General features: G+C 74.6%; 16 protein-coding genes. 8 read left to right on the forward strand and 8 right to left on the reverse strand.

The window, feature by feature from the left end; translation table 11 throughout:
- From ABZ641_RS10765 to ABZ641_RS10800, 8 genes are all read right to left on the reverse strand, one after another.
- On the reverse strand, positions 1 to 926 hold a 926-nt coding region (locus tag ABZ641_RS10765), incomplete at its 3' end, for a M48 family metalloprotease (RefSeq protein WP_359980795.1).
- A 104-nt stretch (positions 927 to 1030) separates the two neighbouring features.
- Positions 1031 to 2053 carry a glutamine synthetase GlnII gene (gene glnII / locus ABZ641_RS10770; RefSeq protein ID WP_344621972.1) on the reverse strand — a complete coding sequence of 341 codons (1023 nt, stop codon included), beginning with the start codon at positions 2051 to 2053 and terminating at the stop codon, positions 1031 to 1033.
- 183 nt (positions 2054 to 2236) lie between these two features.
- On the reverse strand, positions 2237 to 3151 hold the full coding sequence (locus ABZ641_RS10775) for an SCO1860 family LAETG-anchored protein (protein WP_359980798.1): 915 nt from the start codon (positions 3149 to 3151) through the stop codon (positions 2237 to 2239).
- Positions 3152 to 3436: 285 nt separating this feature from the next.
- Positions 3437 to 4114 (reverse strand): uracil-DNA glycosylase, encoded by a 678-nt coding sequence (locus ABZ641_RS10780; protein WP_344621974.1) that lies wholly within the window; start codon positions 4112 to 4114, stop codon positions 3437 to 3439.
- Between the two features lie 94 nt (positions 4115 to 4208).
- Entirely contained in the window at positions 4209 to 5300 is a 1092-nt protein-coding gene (locus ABZ641_RS10785) for an amidohydrolase family protein (RefSeq protein ID WP_344621975.1), read from the reverse strand.
- A 49-nt stretch (positions 5301 to 5349) separates the two neighbouring features.
- Positions 5350 to 5742 (reverse strand): hypothetical protein, encoded by a 393-nt coding sequence (locus tag ABZ641_RS10790; RefSeq protein WP_344621976.1) that lies wholly within the window; start codon positions 5740 to 5742, stop codon positions 5350 to 5352.
- Between the two features lie 34 nt (positions 5743 to 5776).
- Positions 5777 to 6997, reverse strand: coding sequence for a hypothetical protein (locus ABZ641_RS10795; protein ID WP_359980803.1), 1221 nt, complete (start codon positions 6995 to 6997; stop codon positions 5777 to 5779).
- A gap of 544 nt (positions 6998 to 7541) precedes the next feature.
- On the reverse strand, positions 7542 to 8309 hold the full coding sequence (locus tag ABZ641_RS10800) for a GntR family transcriptional regulator (protein ID WP_344621978.1): 768 nt from the start codon (positions 8307 to 8309) through the stop codon (positions 7542 to 7544).
- 269 nt (positions 8310 to 8578) lie between these two features.
- Here ABZ641_RS10800 and ABZ641_RS10805 point away from each other — a divergent pair, with 269 nt between their 5' ends.
- From ABZ641_RS10805 to ABZ641_RS10840, 8 genes are all read left to right on the forward strand, one after another.
- Positions 8579 to 9754, forward strand: a complete 1176-nt coding sequence (locus tag ABZ641_RS10805) for an ABC transporter substrate-binding protein (RefSeq protein WP_344621979.1) — start codon at positions 8579 to 8581, stop codon at positions 9752 to 9754.
- Between the two features lie 8 nt (positions 9755 to 9762).
- Positions 9763 to 10719, forward strand: a complete 957-nt coding sequence (locus tag ABZ641_RS10810; RefSeq protein WP_359980806.1) for an ABC transporter permease subunit — start codon at positions 9763 to 9765, stop codon at positions 10717 to 10719.
- Positions 10707 to 11552 carry an ABC transporter permease subunit gene (locus ABZ641_RS10815; RefSeq protein WP_344621981.1) on the forward strand — a complete coding sequence of 282 codons (846 nt, stop codon included), beginning with the start codon at positions 10707 to 10709 and terminating at the stop codon, positions 11550 to 11552. Before ABZ641_RS10810 ends, ABZ641_RS10815 begins: the two co-directional genes overlap by 13 nt.
- Before the next feature lie 14 nt (positions 11553 to 11566).
- Positions 11567 to 12649 (forward strand): ABC transporter ATP-binding protein, encoded by a 1083-nt coding sequence (locus ABZ641_RS10820; protein WP_359980809.1) that lies wholly within the window; start codon positions 11567 to 11569, stop codon positions 12647 to 12649.
- Positions 12650 to 12799: 150 nt separating this feature from the next.
- On the forward strand, positions 12800 to 13465 hold the full coding sequence (locus ABZ641_RS10825) for an HAD family phosphatase (protein WP_344621983.1): 666 nt from the start codon (positions 12800 to 12802) through the stop codon (positions 13463 to 13465).
- Positions 13465 to 13785, forward strand: coding sequence for a multidrug efflux SMR transporter (locus tag ABZ641_RS10830; RefSeq protein WP_030266578.1), 321 nt, complete (start codon positions 13465 to 13467; stop codon positions 13783 to 13785). The genes ABZ641_RS10825 and ABZ641_RS10830 overlap by 1 nt, the downstream gene beginning before the upstream one ends.
- Before the next feature lie 174 nt (positions 13786 to 13959).
- On the forward strand, positions 13960 to 15366 hold the full coding sequence (locus ABZ641_RS10835) for an endonuclease/exonuclease/phosphatase family protein (protein WP_359980813.1): 1407 nt from the start codon (positions 13960 to 13962) through the stop codon (positions 15364 to 15366).
- Between the two features lie 11 nt (positions 15367 to 15377).
- Entirely contained in the window at positions 15378 to 17330 is a 1953-nt protein-coding gene (locus tag ABZ641_RS10840) for a phosphocholine-specific phospholipase C (RefSeq protein WP_359980816.1), read from the forward strand.
- The last annotated feature ends 151 nt before the right edge of the window (positions 17331 to 17481 follow it).

Here is a 17481-nt window from a genome sequence, read left to right on the forward strand (position 1 = left end):
GTCGCGGACCCGATCAGCGCGGCCAGGGCGGCCAGCAGCGGCAGCGAGCGGGGGTCGGCGGCGCTGTCGGCGCCGGCCGCGTCCAGCAGCGGCTGCCAGTTCGCCGCCAGCCCGATCAGCACGGTGGCCGCGGCGGCCCCGGCCGCGCCGAGCAGGGTGCCGGTCAGCACGTCCCGGTGCTTCACGTGGCCGAGTTCGTGGGCGACGACGAGCTCCACCTCGCGCGGCTCGGCCGTGTTCAGCAGGGTGTCGTAGGCCACGATGCGGCGGGTCGAACCGAGGCCCGAGACGTAGGCGTTGAGCGCGGTGGTGCGGCGCGAGGCGTCCGCGACGAGGACGTCCCGCACCCGGACGCCGTCCCGGTCCGCGAGGCCCAGCAGGGCGTCCCGCAGCGGGCCGGCCGGCATCGACGAGAAGCGGTTGAAGACCGGTTCGATCAGCAGCGGGTGCAGGAAGGACAGCGCCGTCACCAGCAGTGCGGCGAGCACCGCGCCGGGGATCCACCAGCGGTCCGGGGAGCGTCCGGTGAGGGCGTACAGGCCGAGCGCGGCGGGCAGGAGGAGCGCCAGCCCGAGACCGAGGCCGCGCAGCGCGTCGAGCGCCCAGCCGCCCCAGCCCTGGGTGACCAGGCCGTAGCGGGCGCGGACGGCCCTGATCCGGGCCCCGAACGGCATCCGGACGGCCTGGCCGAGCACCGCCAGCGCCGCCGCACCGCCCAGCACCTCGGCGGTGCGCGAGCCGCCGAACAGGCCGCCCGCCCACGTCACCAGCCCGGCACCGGCCGGGGTGAGGCCGAGCACCAGCGTGAGGGCGAGCGCGGTGAGCGCACCGCCGAGCAGCCACGGCACCTGGGCGCGCCGCAGGGCCCGGCCGCGGGCCGTCTGCTCGGGCGTGAAGTCGGGCGTGGAGTCGGGGTCGTCCGCCATGGAACCACCCTACGGAAGGCCGTGCGCGGCGGGTACGGAAAGCGCCCGCCGCTCGCCTCCGCGGTGCGGAGGGAGCGGCGGGCGAAGGCTCCGGGGAGCGCGGATCAGACCTGGCCGGCCTTCTCCAGCGCCTCGCAGCAGGTGTTGATCAGGAGGCGGGTGACGACGTAGGGGTCGACGTTCGCGTTCGGGCGGCGGTCCTCGATGTAGCCCTTCTGCTCCACCTCGACCTGCCACGGGATGCGGACGGAGGCACCGCGGTTCGAGACGCCGTAGGAGTAGACGTTCCACGGGGCGGTCTCGTGCTTGCCGGTGAGGCGGGACTGGATGTCGTCGCCGTACTGGTTGACGTGCTCCATGACCTTCTCCTGGGAGGCGCCGAGCGACTCGCAGGCGGTGATGATCGCGTCGTAGCCCTCGCGCATCGCCTTGGTGGAGAAGTTGGTGTGCGCACCCGCGCCGTTCCAGTCGCCACGGGCCGGCTTGGCGTCCAGGGTGGCGTCGATGCCGAACTCCTCGGCGGTGCGGTAGAGCAGGTAGCGGGCGATCCACATGTCGTCCGAGACGGTCAGCGCGTCGACCGGGCCGATCTGGAACTCCCACTGGCCGGGCATGACCTCGGCGTTGATGCCGCAGATCGCGAGGCCGGCGTCCAGGCAGCGGTCGAGGTGCAGCTCGACGATCTCGCGGCCGAAGACCTCCTCGGCACCCACGCCGCAGTAGTAGCCGCCCTGCGGGGCCGGGTAGCCGCCCTCGGGGAAGCCGAGCGGGCGGGAGCCCTTGAAGAAGGTGTACTCCTGCTCGATGCCGAAGATCGACTCCTGAGCGGCGTACTGCTCGGCGATCGGGCGGAGCTTCGCACGGGTGTTGGACACGTGCGGGGTGCCGTCGATCTCGAAGACCTCGCACAGCACCAGGATGTTGTCACCGCCGCGGATCGGGTCCTTGACGACCTTCACCGGCTCGAGCACACGGTCCGAGGCGTGGCCCTCGGCCTGGTTGGTCGACGAGCCGTCGAAGCCCCAGGTGGGGATCTTGTCCGCGTTCGGCAGCACCCGAGTCTTGGAACGGAGCTTGGCGGTCGGCTGGGTGCCGTCGATCCAGATGTACTCGGCCTTGATTGCCATTGCGGTGAACCTCACTGCTTGGGTGGTGGGTGCCCGCGTAGCGTTGCAAGCCGCCGTTTCCCGGTTGTTCCTCCTATGTAACGCCCATGTGAACCAACCGTCCGCGGCGGCACGCTCACCCTCGGACAGTGCACGTCTCGGGATGTGGGCGCACCGGTGGGACGGCTGGTTCACCCGGGGCGGTCAGCGGCGGCGTGCGTGGGCCCGTCGGCGACGGGTGGCCCAGAGCGCCGCACCGCCCGTGACCAGCAGCGTCGCCGCTCCGCCGACCAGCGTGCCGGTGCCGCTGCTGCCGGTGGAGGCGAGCGCCCCGGGCTGCCCGGCGGGCACGGGGAGGTCGGCCTTCGTCGGCTTCGGAGCGGGCCGGGAGGTCTGGACCACGGGCGCCGCGGTGGGCTTCTCGCAGGAAACGGAGGCGACCGTCACCTTGCCCGTAACCCGGGCGACGTTGAGGTTGAGCGGATTGAGGTCGACCGACACCTCCAGCGCGGAGGCCGCGGCCGTCGTCGTGGTGACCGTCTTCTTGGAGAACTCCACCTCCACCGTGCCGACGGCGGGCACGGCGACCCGGCTCGGGCTGTTCAGGCCGACGCTGACCGGGCGGCCCAGCACGGTCAGCTTCAGCGGGGAGGTCACCTTGGCGGTGGGACGCCCGTCCACCGGGCAGGTGACCTCGGCGGAGAGCGCCTGCAGGCCGAGCAGGGTGGTGCCGGGCAGGCCGGGGGCGTGCACGTCCGCGTCGGCGAGCGTCACGGAGGCCGAGGTGCCCCGGTCGTCGGAGTGCGTGACCGAGCGGCCGACGTCCGCCTTGACCAGGGTGACCGGGCGGCCGCGGTCGACGCCGTCCACCGCCGCGGTGAGCATCGAGGCGTCCCGCTCGGCGGGTGTCTGCACCTTGTTGAGGGTCGCGTCGACGGGGACGCGCACCGCCTTGTCGAGCAGCGACACCTCCAGGTCGACCTCGGCGGTGACCGCCCGGGCGCTGCCCGCCGACCCCCTGGGCGTGGCGGCCTGCGCGGTGGCGGCCGGCAGCGAGACGGCGAGCGCGGAGGCGGCGAGCGAGGCGGCGACGGCGCGGACGGAAGAACGGGACGGCATGACGGAGTGACCCCCACACATGGACGAGGAGGAGCGCGCCACCGACGTCGCCCTGCGCGGGGACGTCACCCCGCGCGGGGCGCGGAGACATCCCCGGCGTGGGCGCGGAGAAAGCGGGGCGCGCACCGGTCCGGGGACGGGGCTCGTGCTCTGGACTGACAATCAGTCTCACTCGAACCGTGCGTCACCCGAGCACCACGGAGCGTCAGTTCACTCCTTCGGGTGAGGTTGACGCCGCGGCCTGACACCCGCCGGCCGCGGCACCCGAGACTGACGCCAACTCCGTTACGCCAGGCGCCAGTCCACCGGCTGCGCGCCCTGCCGGACGAGCTGCTCGTTGGCCCGGCTGAACGGGCGGGAGCCGAAGAAACCGCGGTCCGCGGACATCGGGCTGGGGTGCGCCGACTCGATCGACGGGATCCCGCCCAGCAGCGGACGGAGGTTGCGCGCGGCCGAGCCCCAGAGGATCGCCACCAGCGGGCCGCCCCGGGCGGCCAGCGAGCGGATCGCCTGCTCGGTGACCTCCTCCCAGCCCCTGCCCTTGTGCGCGTTGGGCGTGCGCGGCGCCACCGTGAGCACGCGGTTGAGCAGCAGCACGCCCTGCTGCGTCCACGGAGTGAGATCGCCGTTGGACGGCGGCGGGAAGCCGAGGTCCGTCCCGTACTCCCGGTAGATGTTCACCAGGCTCGCCGGGATCGGCCGGACGTCCGGCGCCACGGAGAAGCTGAGGCCCACCGCGTGGCCCGGGGTCGGGTACGGGTCCTGACCGACGATCAGGACGCGGACCTGGTCGAACGGCTGCTGGAAGGCGCGCAGCACGTTGGGGCCGGAGGGCAGGTAGGTGCGGCCGGCCGCCAGCTCGGCGCGCAGGAAGTCGCCCATGGCGGCGACGCGCGGCGCCACGGGCTCCAGGGCGCGGGCCCAGCCGGGTTCGACGATCTCGTGCAGGGGACGGGGTGCCATGGTGATCACCCTAGCGGCCCCCGCCGACACGCCGTCGGGGAGCTTGACGTCCGCGCCGCGCCCCTACTCGCGGACGGCGCCGGCGCCGTCCCGCTCAGGCCACCACCCGGCCGCGCAGCACCACGGCCTGCGGATCGGCGAGCACCCGGACGTCCGCCCGCGGGTCCTCGGCGTACACCACCAGGTCGGCCGGTGCGCCCTCGGTCAGGCCGTCCCGGCCCAGCCACGCGCGGGCCGCCCAACTCGCCGCCGACAGCGCCTCGGTGGCCGACAGCCCGGCCTTCACCAGCTCGGCCACCTCCTCGGCGACCAGGCCGTGCGCGAGCGAGCCGCCCGCGTCGGTGCCGACGTACACCGGGATGCCCGCGTCGTGCGCGGCGCCCACCGTGTCGTACCGGCGCTCGTGCAGCCGCCGCATGTGCGCCGACCAGGCCGGGAACTTCTCCTCGCCGCCCGCCGCCAGCTTCGGGAAGGTGGCGATGTTCACCAGGGTCGGCACGATGGCCACCCCGCGCTCGGCGAACTGCGGGATCAACTCCTCGGTGAGCCCCGTCGCGTGCTCGATGCAGTCGATGCCGGCCGCGATCAGGTCCGGCAGCGACGCGGCGGCGAAGCAGTGCGCGGTGACCCGGGCGCCCTCCTCGTGCGCGGCGGCGATCGCCTCGCGCAGCGCGTCCCCGGGCCAGCAGGCCGTGAGGTCGCCCTCCTCGCGGTCGATCCAGTCGCCGACCAGCTTGACCCAGCCGTCGCCGCGCCGGGCCTCGTGCCGGACGAACGCGGCCAGGTCGCCGGGCTCGATCTCGTGCGCGTAGTTGCGGATGTAGCGGCGGGTCCGGGCGATGTGCCGCCCGGCCCGGACGATCCGCGGCAGGTCCTCGCGGTCGTCGATCCAGCGGGTGTCGGCGGCCGAACCGGCGTCGCGGATCAGCAGGGTGCCGGCGTCCCGGTCGGTGAGCGCCTGCTTCTCGCTGGTGGCCTCGTCGACGGCGCCGTGCGCGTCCAGGCCGACGTGGCAGTGCGCGTCGACCAGGCCCGGCATCGCCCAGCCGGCGACGGTGCGGACGTCGGCGGCGTGCGCGGGGCGGTCGAAGGTGACCCGCCCGTCCACCACCCACAGCTCGTCCCGGACGTCCTCGGGCCCGACCAGCACCCGCCCCTTGATGTGCAGCACCGCGCCATCGCTCATGTCCCGCACTCTACCCACGGGCCACCGCCGCCAGGCTGCGAAGCAGGTGTCAGGCGAGCGCCGCGAGCGCGACGAACCCGCCCCGGGCGGCGTCCCCGCCGAACACCTCGGCCCAGTCCACCTGCTCGGGCATCGCGTCGAGGGAGACCACCACGGCGCCGCCGGCCTCCGCCGCCTCGGCGCACCAGGCGTCGATGTACGCGGCCTCCTCCGGGTCGCCGGGAGAGGTGAGCGTCGGGATCACGCAGCCGGCCTCCCCGGGTCCGTCGACCACGCACATGATCAGACTCGGCACCAGCGTCCACCCCGCGCAGATCGGCATCTTCCCGTCGGGGCCGTCGGCCAGCACGGGCAGCGCGGCGTGGAAGGGCGCCGCACCGAGCAGCAGCAGCGGGGGCACCGGACCCGTCACGAAGCGGGCGTTCTCGGGGGGCAGCAGCATCCGGTCACTGTGCCACGGCGGCCCGGCGCGGCCGTCACGGGGTGTACGACTCCACGACGGGGTGCCAGGCGTCCTGGAGCTGCGGCTGGGTGGAGCCGACGGCCCAGAGCGCGCCGGTGCCGGGGACGGGGGCGACCGAGAAGAAGGAGGCGCCGGCCGCGGCCGGGTCGGCCGGGTGGTGCGTCCAGGCGCCGTCGCGGTACCGGATGGTGAAGGCCGGGACGGCGGCGCCGGGCTGCTCGCCGGCCGCCCAGAGGGTGCCGTCGGGGGCGGCGGCCACCGCGTGGAGCTGGCCCTCCGCATCGGCGGGCGGGTCGGCGGGCCGCCAGTCGCCGCCGTCCCAGTGCAGCAGGTAGGGCCGGGCCGGGCCGTCCTCGTCGGTGCTGGAGCCGGCCGCCCACACGTCGTCGGGGGCGAGCACGGCGACCGACTCCAGGGTGGTGCTGCGGCCGTCCTCGCCGGGGGCGTCGACGATGCGCCAGGCCCGGCCGTCCCAGTGCTCGGTCAGCGGCCGGCCGGTGCCGTCCGGGTCGTAGGCGACGCCCACGGCCCAGAGTCCGCCCGCGCGGTCGGCGGCGGCGCCGAGCAGCGCGGCGTCGCCCTCCGTCCCCGGGGTGGGGACGGTGCGCCAGGCCGAACCGTCCCAGTGCAGGGCCAGCGGGCGGGGGGCGGTGGTGCGGTCATGCGCGGTGGCGCCGACCGCCCACAGGTCGCGCGGGCCGGCGGCGGCGAGGGCCAGCGGGTGGACGGACCGGTCGGCCGGCCCGGCGGGCAGCGGGACCTCGCGCCAGGCGCGGCCGTCCCAGTGCAGGGCGAGACCGCGGTCCTCGCCGGCCGCCGGGTCGCTGCGGCTGCCGACCGCCCAGACGTCGCCCGGCCCGAACGGCAGGACGGCCTCCAGGCTGCCCGCACCGCGGTGGCCGGGCACCTTCAGCCGGCGCCAGACCCGCCCGTCGTACCGCTCCACCAGCGGGGCGCCGCCGGCCTGGCTCTCCTCGTAGCCGACCGCCCACGCCGCGTCGGGCCCGAGCGCGGCGACCGAACGGAGCTCCTGGTTGCGCGGGGCGGACGGCAGCCGGACGGCGTGCCAGCCGGCTGCCCGGGGGGCGACGCGGTCGGCCGGGCCGTCCGGGCCGTCCGGGTCGGCGACCGGAACGGGCGGGGCCGCCGCGGTGGCCGCCGCACAGGCGAGCGCCAGGGTGACCGCCCGCCGGAGCAGCCGCTCCACCCGCCCTGTCGGTCCGGTCCGTGCCATGGGGTTCCCCTCCCTCGCGCACCGGCCCCGACGGACCGTGCAGCACGAGTGCACCAACCCGCGGCCGTCCGGGCGAGCCGCAGCACCCGACTCGCCGCACACTCGACCCGATCGGGTGACACCTGACGAGGTTTCAACCCGCCTCTCGCACGCCCCGCCGATCTCCGGCAGCGGCACCCGCCGCCCGACCGCCCGGCAGAGCCGTCCACGACCCCACGGGCACAGGCGCACCGCCCACCGGGCGACACGACGACACCACCCCGGCCGTCCCGGCGCGACGGGTCGTCAGTCGACGAAGGCCCGGCGGAGTGCCACGGCTGACGGCCCGCCGCCCACGGCACCCGCCGCCCGACCGACCGGCAGAGCCGTCCACGACCCCACCGACGGCGGCCCCGTGCCGGGCACGGCACCACGGCGTACGACCCCACGGGCACACACGCACCTCCCCCGGCCGCCCGCACCGCCCAGCGACGCCGGGGCACGGTCGTGAACCCTGCCGCGAACCGGCGGCGGACGCGGCCGGTCGGCGGGAGCGCGGCTCCGGTCAGTCGCCGTCGCGGGCGTGGCGCGAGAGGGCCGAGGAGGCCAGGGAGTTGTGGATGGAGAAGGCGACCGTGCCGGGCAGGTAGCGGTCCTGGGACCACTCGACGGGCGTGCCGGTGGGGTCGGTGGTGCGGCGCTTCTCGCGGAGCAGCGGGCTGCCGCGGCGGCAGCCGAGCAGACGGGCGTCCTCGGTGTTGGCGGCGACCACGTCGATGGTGTGGTCGGCGTCGGTGAAGAGGATGCCGTGCTCGCGCAGCGGCTCGGTGTGCGAGACGGCGTCGGCGGGGAGTTCGGCGACGATCTCGCCGACCCGCGGCGGGTAGACGGTGCGTTCGACCATCACCGGCGTCCCGGAGAGGGTGCGCAGACGGAGGGTCACGTACACCTCCGAGCCGGGCTCCAGGCGGAGCAGCTCGCACTCGGTGGCGTCGGCGGGGCGGCGGACGAGCGACTCCAGCCGGCCGCCGGGCTCCTCGCCCATGGAGCGGGCCCAGTGGGTGAAGCTGAGCAGTTCGGAGAAGCTCTGCACGCGGGCGGTGCCGAGCACGACGCGGCGGGTGCCGCGGCGGGAGGTGACGAGGCCGTCGGCGCGCAGCAGGGCGAGCGCCTGCCGGACGGTACCGCGGGAGACTCCGTACCGCTCGGCGAGGGCGCCCTCGGCGGGGAGGCGACCGGCCTCACCGTAGCGGCCGGTGGTGATCGCCTCGCGGAGGTCGGCGGCCACCGTGCGGTAGAGGGCGCCGGTTGCGCGGTCCGGGTCTGCTGGCACGGCGGTGTGGTCCTTCCTGGCAGGTGTCCGCCGCATTCGGCGCGGGGCGGACGGCACCGACTGTAACCGTTTTCGATCACCGATCGGCGGGCCGGTCTCCACCGTTCCCGCAGCCGCCCCCTGTCCTGGGGCGTCCGTTCACCTTCCCGTCACCGCTCTCCGGCGTACTTACCGGCGTCGCCGAAAGTTGGCTGGCCAACTTGGCCGGTCCGACCGGCGCCTCCCCGAGCGAATCCCGCAGCAGCGCCCCTCACCCTGGAGAACCATCCGTGACCGTGCACCGCGCCCGTGCCGCCGCCTTCGCGGCCGTGCTGACCGCCGCCGCGCTCTCCCTGTCCGCCTGCGGCTCCGCGGGCTCCTCCGCGGCCTCCGGCGACGCCGGCAAGCCCGCGGCGGGTGCCAAGGCCGCCAAGGACGCCGCCTCCGCGGCCGACCTCGGCGGCATGGACGCCCTGGTCGCCGCCGCCAAGAAGGAGGGGAAGCTGCACGTCATCACGCTGCCCCACGACTGGGCGAACTACGGCAAGATCCTCGAAGGCTTCAAGGCCAAGTACGGCATCCAGATCGAGGAGGAGAACCCGGACGGCTCCAGCCAGGACGAGATCAACGCGATCACCTCCCGCAAGGGCCAGGACCGCGCCCCCGACGTGGTCGACCTCGGCAGCGCCTTCGCGCTGCAGGCCGCCAAGGACGGGCTGCTCGCCCCGTACAAGGTCGCCGGCTTCGACAAGGTCGCCGACACCATGAAGGACCCGGCCGGCCTGCGGGTCAACGACTACGGCGGCTACATCTCGATCGGCTGCGACGCCAAGCGCGTCGGCACCTGCCCGAAGACCTTCGCCGACCTGCTGAAGCCCGAGTACAAGGGCAAGGTCGCGCTGAACGGCAACCCCACCAAGTCGGGTTCGGCCTTCGGCGGCGTGTACGCGGCGGCGCTCGCCAACGGCGGCTCGCTGGACGACATCCAGCCCGGCATCGACTTCTTCGCCAAGCTGAAGCAGTCCGGCAACTTCAACCCGGTCGAGTCGACCCCGGCCACCGTCGAGAAGGGCGAGACCCCGATCTCGATCGACTGGTCGTACCTGAACGCCGGCTACACCGACGAGTTCAAGGGCAAGGGCATCGACTGGCAGGTCTCCGTCCCCTCGGACGGCTCCTACGCCCAGTACTACAACCAGGGCATCAACAAGTTCGCCCCGCACCCGGCGGCCGCCCGCCTGTGGCAGGAGTACCTGTTCAGCGCCGAGGGCCAGAACCTCTACCTGGGCGGCTACGCCACCCCGGCGCTGTTCGACGCCATGAAGAAGGACGGCACCCTCGACACCGCCGCGGCCGCCAAGCTGCCGACCGTCGAGAAGCCCTTCACCACCTTCCCGACCCAGGACCAGATCACGGCCGCGAAGAAGGTCGTGACCGAGAACTGGACCAAGGCGATCGCGGGCTGATCGACACCATGACCACGGCTCCCACCCCGGTGCCGGCCCCGGCCGCCGCTGACCCCAGCGGCGGCCCGGGCGCCGTGGCCGCCGGGCCCGCGACTCCCCCGCCCGCCCCCCGGGCCCGCCGCCTGCGCGGCGGATCCTGGCTGGCCGCGCTGCCGCTCCTGGCGTTCTTCGCGATCGGCTTCGGCCTGCCCGCGATCGCCATCGCCACCGGCGCGTTCACGCTCTCCTCCGACGCCGAGACCGGCGCCGGCTCGTTCACCACCGCCAACGTCACCGACTCGGTGCAGGGCGCCTACTGGACGGCCCTGCTGAGCAGCGTCAGGCTCTCCGCGCTCACCGCCCTGATCGGCACCGTGGTCGGCCTCCCGCTGGCCCAGGCCGTGGTGACCTCCCGCTTCCGCGCCGTCCGCGAGGCGGTGCTGACCGCCTCCGGCGTGCTCGCCAACTTCGGCGGCCTGCCGCTGGCCTTCGCCTTCGTCGCCACCCTCGGCAACGCCGGCGAGATCACCAAGCTGTTCCACCTCACCGAGCACGGCTGGACGCTCTACGGCTTCACCGGCCTGAGCATCGCCTACCTGTACTTCCTGGTGCCGCTGATGGTGCTCACCATCACCCCCGCCCTGGACGGACTGCGCCGGCAGTGGCGCGAGGCCGCGGCCAACAACCGGGCCACCGCCCTGCAGTACTGGCGGCACGTCGCCCTGCCGATCCTGCTGCCCTCGCTGCTCGGCGGCTACGTGCTGCTGTTCGGCAGCGCCTTCGCCGCGTACGCCACCGCCGCCGCGATGGTCGGCGCGACGGTGCCCCTGATCAGCCGGTCGATCGCCGACGCGCTCTCCGGCAACGTCCTGGTCGGCCAGGGCAACCTCGCCCTCGCCCTCAGCCTCGACATGATCGTCGTCGCCGTCCTGGTGATGGCCGTCTACCTGCCCCTCCAGCGCCGGAGCGCCCGATGGCTCAGCTGACCCCGAAGGCCGGCGGCGGCCGGCGCCCGCGCCCGTGGCGCGGGGCCGTGCTGCTCGTCGCCGGCCTGTACTTCCTCGTCCCGATGGCCGCCTCGGTCTGGTTCTCGGTCGACGACCCCAACGGCGGCGTGCAGTTCGACGCCTACACCGGCCTGCTGAGCGCCCCCGGCTTCACCGACGCCCTGCTGCTCACCCTCGAACTCGCCGCCGCCACCGTGGTGGTGCTCCTGGTGCTGCTCGTCCCGGCGCTGATCGCCGCCCGGCTCGGCACCGCCCGGATGCGGGCCGTGCTCGAAGTGGTCTGCACCCTGCCGCTGGTGGTGCCGCCGGTCGCCTTCACCGCCGGCCTGATCGGCGTGCTGCGCTGGGGCCCGGACCACCTGATGGACACGCCCTTCTTCCAGACGATCGTGTTCGTCCAGCAGCCCGAGTTCCCGCTCGTCCTGGTGATCGCCTACGTGCTGATGTCGCTGCCGCTCGCCTACCGCGCCCTCGACGCGGGCCTGCGCGCCGTCGACGTCCGCACCCTGGTCGAGGCGGCCCGCAGCTGCGGCGCGAGCTGGCCGCGCGCCGTCGTCACCGTCGTCCTGCCGAACCTGCGCGGCGCCCTGCTGAACGCCGCCTTCCTCACCCTGGCCCTGGTGCTCGGCGAGTTCACCGCCGCCTCCATCCTCGGCTACCAGCCCTTCGCGGTCTGGGTGTACTCGGTGGGCAACAGCCAGGGCCAGATGTCCGTCGCGGTGTCCGTGCTCAGCCTGCTGATCACCTGGGTGCTGCTGCTCCTGCTCGCCGCCGCCGGCCGCGAGCGCCGCCCCGCACCCGCCCGTTCCTGACCCGGAGACCCCGCATGAGCACCGCCGCCCCGCACACCCCGCCCACCGCGACCGCCGCGGGCGGTGCCACCGTCGAGTTCCGCGGCCTGCGCCGCGCGTTCGGCGCCACCACCGCCCTGGACGGCCTCGACCTGGACGTCCGCCCCGGCGAACTCCTCGCCCTGCTCGGCCCGTCCGGCTGCGGCAAGACCACCGCGCTGCGCATCCTGGCCGGCTTCGAGACCCACGACGCCGGCGAGGTCCTCGTCGACGGCAAGCCCGTCACCGGCATCCCCGCGCACCGCCGCGACGCCGGCATGGTCTTCCAGTCGTACAGCCTCTTCCCGCACCTGACCGCGCTCGACAACGTCGCCTTCGGGATGCGGATGCGCGGCACCGGCAAGGCCGAACGCCGCGCCCGCGCCCAGGAACTGCTGGAACTCGTCGGCCTGCCGCAGCACGCCGCCCGCTACCCGCACCAGCTCTCCGGCGGCCAGCAGCAGCGGATCGCCCTCGCCCGCGCCCTCGCCCTCACCCCGCGCGTGCTGCTGCTCGACGAGCCGCTGTCCGCCCTGGACGCGAAGGTCCGGCTCACCCTGCGCGAGGAGATCCGCCGCCTCCAGCGCGAACTCGGCATCACCACCCTCTTCGTGACCCACGACCAGGAGGAGGCGCTCTCCATGGCCGACCGGGTCGCGGTGCTGCGGGCCGGCCGCCTGGAGCAGTGCGCGGCACCCGCCGAGCTGTACGCCCGCCCGGCCACCGCCTTCGTCGCCGAGTTCGTCGGCACCATGAGCCGCATCCCCTGCGAGCGCGCCGTCGCCGGTGTCGCCCTGCTCGGCCGGACGTACCCGGTCGACGGCACGCTGCCCGCGGACGGCCCGCTGGAGGTGCTCGTCCGGCCGGAGAACGTCGTGCTGCGCCCCGACACCGACGGCACCGCCCAGGTCACCGGCGCCTCCTTCCTCGGCGCCGTCACCCGGCTCACCGCCCGGCTCGCCGACGGCACCGAGGTCAAGGCCGACCTGGCCACCGAGGCCGCCGCCGCCCTGCCCCCCGGCAGCCGCGCCGACATCACCCTCCCCGACCGCCCCGTCCTCGTCGACCGCCGGCGGTAGATCGGGAAACCCGTCAGGGGCGCGGAGAACTGCGCGATTCGGATGCGGGTCACGTACAGGTCCGGGCTCGGCCCGTGCCGTCGCGACATTTGCACCGGACTGCGCGGTCCCCCGCGCCCCTCATTTCATCCGACTGCGTAAGGTTCACCCATGCCGCACACCCCCGCCGCCGTCCTGTTCGACATGGACGGCACACTCGTCGACACCGAGCCCCTCTGGTGGCAGGCCGCCGCCGAGACCGCGGCCGAGCTCGGCCTCTCCCTCGACGACTCCGACCTCCCGCACGTGCTCGGCCGGGCTGCCGAGCACACCGCCGCCCACCTGCACCGGGCGAGCGGCACGGACCGGGCCGAGGCGGACCTCGTCGAGCAGCTCAACCGGGCCTTCGCCGGCAAGGTCGCCGCCGAGGTCGTCCCCCGGCCCGGCGCCCTCGATCTGCTCGCCGCCCTGCGCACCGCCGAGGTGCCCACCGCACTCGTCTCCGCCTCGCCGCGGCGCGTCGTCGACCTGGTGCTGGGCGCGATCGGCGACCGCTGGTTCACCACCACCCTCGCCGCCGAGGACACCGAGCGCACCAAGCCCGACCCGGACCCGTACCTCGCCGCCGCCGCCCGCCTGGGCCTCGACCCGGCCGCCTGCGTCGCCGTCGAGGACAGCCCGGCCGGGGTCGCCTCCGCCGCGGCGGCGGGCTGCGCGGTGCTCGCCGTGCCGTCCACCGTGCCGATCGCCGCGCGCGGCCGGATCACCCTGCTCGACAGCCTCGAAGAGGCCGACGTGGCCCTGCTGCACGCGCTCGCCGCCGCCCGGCCGGCCTGATGCCGTACCTGCTGCTCGCGCTCGCCATCGCCAGCGAGGTCTGCGCCACCAGCCTGCTCAAACTCACCGACGGCTTCAGCCGCCTGTGGCCGAGCATCGGGGTGGCCCTGGGCTACGTGCTCTCCTTCCTGCTGCTCGGCCGCGCCCTGAAGCACATCCCCGTCTCGGTGGCCTACGCCGTCTGGTCGGGCGCGGGCACGGCGGCCGTCGCCGCGATCGGCGCCACCTTCTTCGCCGAACCCCTGGGCCGCCTCCAGTGGCTGGGCATCGCCCTGGTCATCACGGGCGTCGTCGTCATCAACCTCCGCGGCGGCCACTGACGCCCGGCCGGCGGGCACGGGGTGACCCGCCGGTTCGGGGCAGGGTTCGCGGTTCTTCCGACGGGGCGTCATGTCGCGTTCATCCGCGGGCCGCCGGGGGCCGGGTCAATGGTCCGAGTTGTTCAGCCAACTCGAACCAGCTGCACCAAGGGCGGTGCGGCGGACAGGACTTCCGTGGCGACAGGCTCGACGCTCGTCATCGCGACGCCGGCGAACCCGACCGAGGGCGACCGGATCACCTTCCACTGGACGACCGGCTCCCCGGACCCGAAGAACTGGGTGGGGATCTACGACGGCACCCGGCAGCCGGGCAACGGGTCCTCGCTGCTGTGGAAGTACACGCCCGGCACCTCCGGGGACGTCCAGCTGGACACCTCCGCACTGACCGGCGGCCCGTACACCGCGTACCTGCTGGCGAAGGACGGCTACGGCGTCCTGGCGCAGACCGCGCCGTTCACCTTCCGCCCGAAGCCTGCGGCGCCGCGGCCGCACGCCGTGGTGGACGCCCTGACGGCCGCTCAGGTGGCGCCCGGCACGGCCGTCTCGGTGAAGCTGGCCGGCCTGTGGACGAAGGGCACCGGCGCCGCCGCGTACCGGAAGGTCTCCGGCGACTCCTGGCTGTCGGTGGCCGCCGACGGCACGGTGAGCGGCACGGCGCCCGCCGCGCAGGCGCACCCCGCGGTGGTGACCGTCGGCATCAAGGACCCGGCGGGTGCCACCGACACGGTGACCGTGCAGGTCCCGGTCCGCGACCCGGCCGGGCCGTTCACCCTCAAGACGGCGACCTGGAACCTGGCGAACGCCGGTGCGGCGTTCACCGACGCGGTGGAGAAGCAGTTGGCCGCCGTCCTCACCCAGGGCCTGGACGTGGTCGCGCTGCAGGAGACCGCCGGCACCGCCGCGCAGGCCCTGGCGACCGCGCTCGGCTGGTACGCGTACCAGAGCTCCGGCAGCGTGGGCATCCTCAGCCGCTGGCCGCTGACCGCCGTCACCGCGCCGACCGCCTCGCTGCCCGCCGCCGGCGCCACGGTGCAGTTGCCGGGCGGCCGTACCGTCCGTTTCTGGGCCGCGCACCTGGACGAGGCGAACTACGGCCCGTACGCGGTCCAGGACGGGCAGACCGCCGCCCAGGTGCAGGCCGCCGAGGCCGCGTCCACCCGCGGCAAGCAGGCCGTCGCGCTGGCCGCGGCGGTGCAGGCCGACATCGCCGCCGGTCAGCGGGTGGTGCTCGCCGCGGACCTCGCCTCGCCCTCGCACCTGGACTGGACGGGCCAGGGCGGCCGCCCGGCGCTGGCCTGGCCGGTGACCACCGCCCTGCGGGACGCCGGTCTGACCGACGCCTTCCGCAGTGCGCACCCCGACCCGGTCGCCTCCCCGGGGAACACCTGGTCGCCGACCCGGGCGGTGCGCGGCGGCAAGCCGGAGCCGCAGGACCGGATCGACCAGGTCCAGTTCGCGGGTGCGCTGACCCTCGTCGAGGCGCACACCCTCGCCACCGGCTGGCCGCAGGCCGAGCCGAACGCCGCCGCCAACGGCTGGCCGAGCGACACCGCCGCCGCCGTCGCCACCTTCACCCTCTGAGAGGCCGTGCCATGACCCCCCAGCTCAGCCGCCGCAGCTTCGTCGCCGCGACGGCGGCCACCGGCGCGGCCGCCGCCGTCGGCCTGCCCGCCACCGCCGCCCGGGCGGCCGGTGCGACCGGTTCGATCGCCGACGTGCAGCACGTGGTGATCCTCATGCAGGAGAACCGCTCCTTCGACCACTACTTCGGCACCCTGAACGGTGTCCGCGGCTTCGCCGACCGGCAGGCACTGCAGTTCCCGGACGGCACCGACGTCTTCCGCCAGCCGGACGCGGGCCGCAGCGACGGCGGCGCGATGCTGCCGTTCCGGATGGACACCACCAAGTACAACGCGCAGAACGCCGGCGGCCTCGCGCACGACTGGGCGACCGGCCACCAGGCGATCAACGGCGGCGCGATGAACAAGTGGATCGCCGCCAAGGGCGAGCGCGCCATGGGCTACTTCACCCGCGAGGACATCCCGTACCAGTACGCGCTGGCCGACGCCTTCACGCTCTGCGACGCCTACTTCTGCTCGATGGCCGGCCCGACCGACCCCAACCGGCTCTACCTGTGGACGGGCACCGCCGGCCCCGGCCGGGACGGCACCACCGGCCCGTGGATCGACAACACCCCCGTCACCGACAACCCCGTCGCGGACTGGACGACCTACGCCGAGCGGCTGCAGACCGCCGGGGTGAGCTGGCGGGTCTACCACAACCCGAGCAAGGACGACCGCACCGGCGACTACGACGACAACGCGCTCTCCTACTTCAAGCAGTTCCACGCCTTCCCCGCCACCGACCCGCGGTACGTGAACGCGATGACGAAGTGGGACCTGACCGCCTTCGACCAGCACTGCAAGGACGGCACCCTGCCGACCGTCTCCTGGCTGGTCGCGCCCTACCTGTTCTGCGAACACCCCAGCGCCAGCCCGGACTACGGCGCGCACTGGGTCAACACGGCGCTCCAGTCGCTGATGTCGAACCCGGCGGTCTGGCAGCACACCGTCTTCCTGGTGATGTACGACGAGAACGACGGCTACTTCGACCACGTCGTGCCGCCCACCCCGGAGCCGGGCACGGCGGAGGAGTACACCCAGGGCCGGGCGATCGGCCTCGGCAACCGGGTGCCGCTCTGGGTGGCCTCGCCCTGGTCGCGCGGCGGCTGGGTGAACTCGCAGGTCTTCGACCACACCTCGGTGCTGCGCTTCCTGGAGCTGGTGACCGGCGTCCAGGAGCCGAACATCTCCGCCTGGCGGCGGGCCGTCTGCGGCGACCTCACCAGCTGCCTCGACTTCACCGCACCGGACTTCAGCATCCCCGCGCTGCCGGACACCGTCGCCCTGATGGCCAAGGCGGACGCCGGGGCCAAGCTGCCCGCGGTCAAGCTGCCCGCCACCGGCGCCCAGGCGATGCCCGCCCAGGAGCCGGGCAGCCGCCCGCACCGGAAGCTGCCGTACCGGCCGTGGGCGGACGCCGCGGTCGACCGCGGCACCGGCGCGGTCACCTGCACCCTGGCCAACTCCGGTGCGGTGGCCTTCCCGTACACCGTCTACCCGAACATCGCGCTGCCGTTCGCCGGCACCCCGTACACCGTCCCGGCCGGCGGGAGCCGCACGTACACCTGGGACGCCGCGTCCACCGACGGCCGCTACGACTTCACCGTGCACGGCCCGGACGGCTTCGTCCGCCGCTTCGCCGGCACGGTGGTGCGCGCCCCGCAGGACGACGTCGCCGTGCCCTCGGTGACCGCCGCTGTCGGCACCGGAAGCATCACCCTGCGGCTCGCCAACGACGGCCGCACCGAGTGCTCGTTCACCCTGACCCCGAACGACTACGCCGGCACCGCCCGTACGGTCTGGGTCGCCCCCGGCTCGGCCACCACCGTCGACTGGCCGCTCGACCAGGGCCGCTACGACGTCGTGGTTACCGCCGGCACCGGCACCCGCTTCCTGCGGAGGTACGCGGGCACCCTGCACTGACGTCCCGCCCGCGGGGCCCGGGGACGGCGAAGGGGCGGTGCGCACCCGGTGGTGCGTACCGCCCCTTCGTCCGCGGGGTCAGCCGGCGGCGGGGGTGCCGACGTAGCCGGTCATGTCGGTGGTGGCCCAGGAGGTACCGGCCGAGCGGAAG

Source organism: Kitasatospora sp. NPDC007106 (assembly GCF_040634455.1).
GTDB classification, from domain to species: domain Bacteria; phylum Actinomycetota; class Actinomycetes; order Streptomycetales; family Streptomycetaceae; genus Kitasatospora; species Kitasatospora arboriphila.

What these genes read in the sequence shown, in the direction of transcription:
- glnII (WP_344621972.1), bottom strand. Translation starts at nt 2,053, where the DNA reads ATGGCAATCAAGGCCGAGTACATCTGGATCGACGGCACCCAGCCGACC.
- ABZ641_RS10775 (WP_359980798.1), bottom strand. Translation starts at nt 3,151, where the DNA reads ATGCCGTCCCGTTCTTCCGTCCGCGCCGTCGCCGCCTCGCTCGCCGCC.
- ABZ641_RS10780 (WP_344621974.1), bottom strand. Translation starts at nt 4,114, where the DNA reads ATGGCACCCCGTCCCCTGCACGAGATCGTCGAACCCGGCTGGGCCCGC.
- ABZ641_RS10785 (WP_344621975.1), bottom strand. Translation starts at nt 5,300, where the DNA reads ATGAGCGATGGCGCGGTGCTGCACATCAAGGGGCGGGTGCTGGTCGGG.
- ABZ641_RS10790 (WP_344621976.1), bottom strand. Translation starts at nt 5,742, where the DNA reads ATGCTGCTGCCCCCCGAGAACGCCCGCTTCGTGACGGGTCCGGTGCCC.
- ABZ641_RS10795 (WP_359980803.1), bottom strand. Translation starts at nt 6,997, where the DNA reads ATGGCACGGACCGGACCGACAGGGCGGGTGGAGCGGCTGCTCCGGCGG.
- ABZ641_RS10810 (WP_359980806.1), top strand. Translation starts at nt 9,763, where the DNA reads ATGACCACGGCTCCCACCCCGGTGCCGGCCCCGGCCGCCGCTGACCCC.
- ABZ641_RS10815 (WP_344621981.1), top strand. Translation starts at nt 10,707, where the DNA reads ATGGCTCAGCTGACCCCGAAGGCCGGCGGCGGCCGGCGCCCGCGCCCG.
- ABZ641_RS10820 (WP_359980809.1), top strand. Translation starts at nt 11,567, where the DNA reads ATGAGCACCGCCGCCCCGCACACCCCGCCCACCGCGACCGCCGCGGGC.
- ABZ641_RS10825 (WP_344621983.1), top strand. Translation starts at nt 12,800, where the DNA reads ATGCCGCACACCCCCGCCGCCGTCCTGTTCGACATGGACGGCACACTC.
- ABZ641_RS10830 (WP_030266578.1), top strand. Translation starts at nt 13,465, where the DNA reads ATGCCGTACCTGCTGCTCGCGCTCGCCATCGCCAGCGAGGTCTGCGCC.
- ABZ641_RS10840 (WP_359980816.1), top strand. Translation starts at nt 15,378, where the DNA reads ATGACCCCCCAGCTCAGCCGCCGCAGCTTCGTCGCCGCGACGGCGGCC.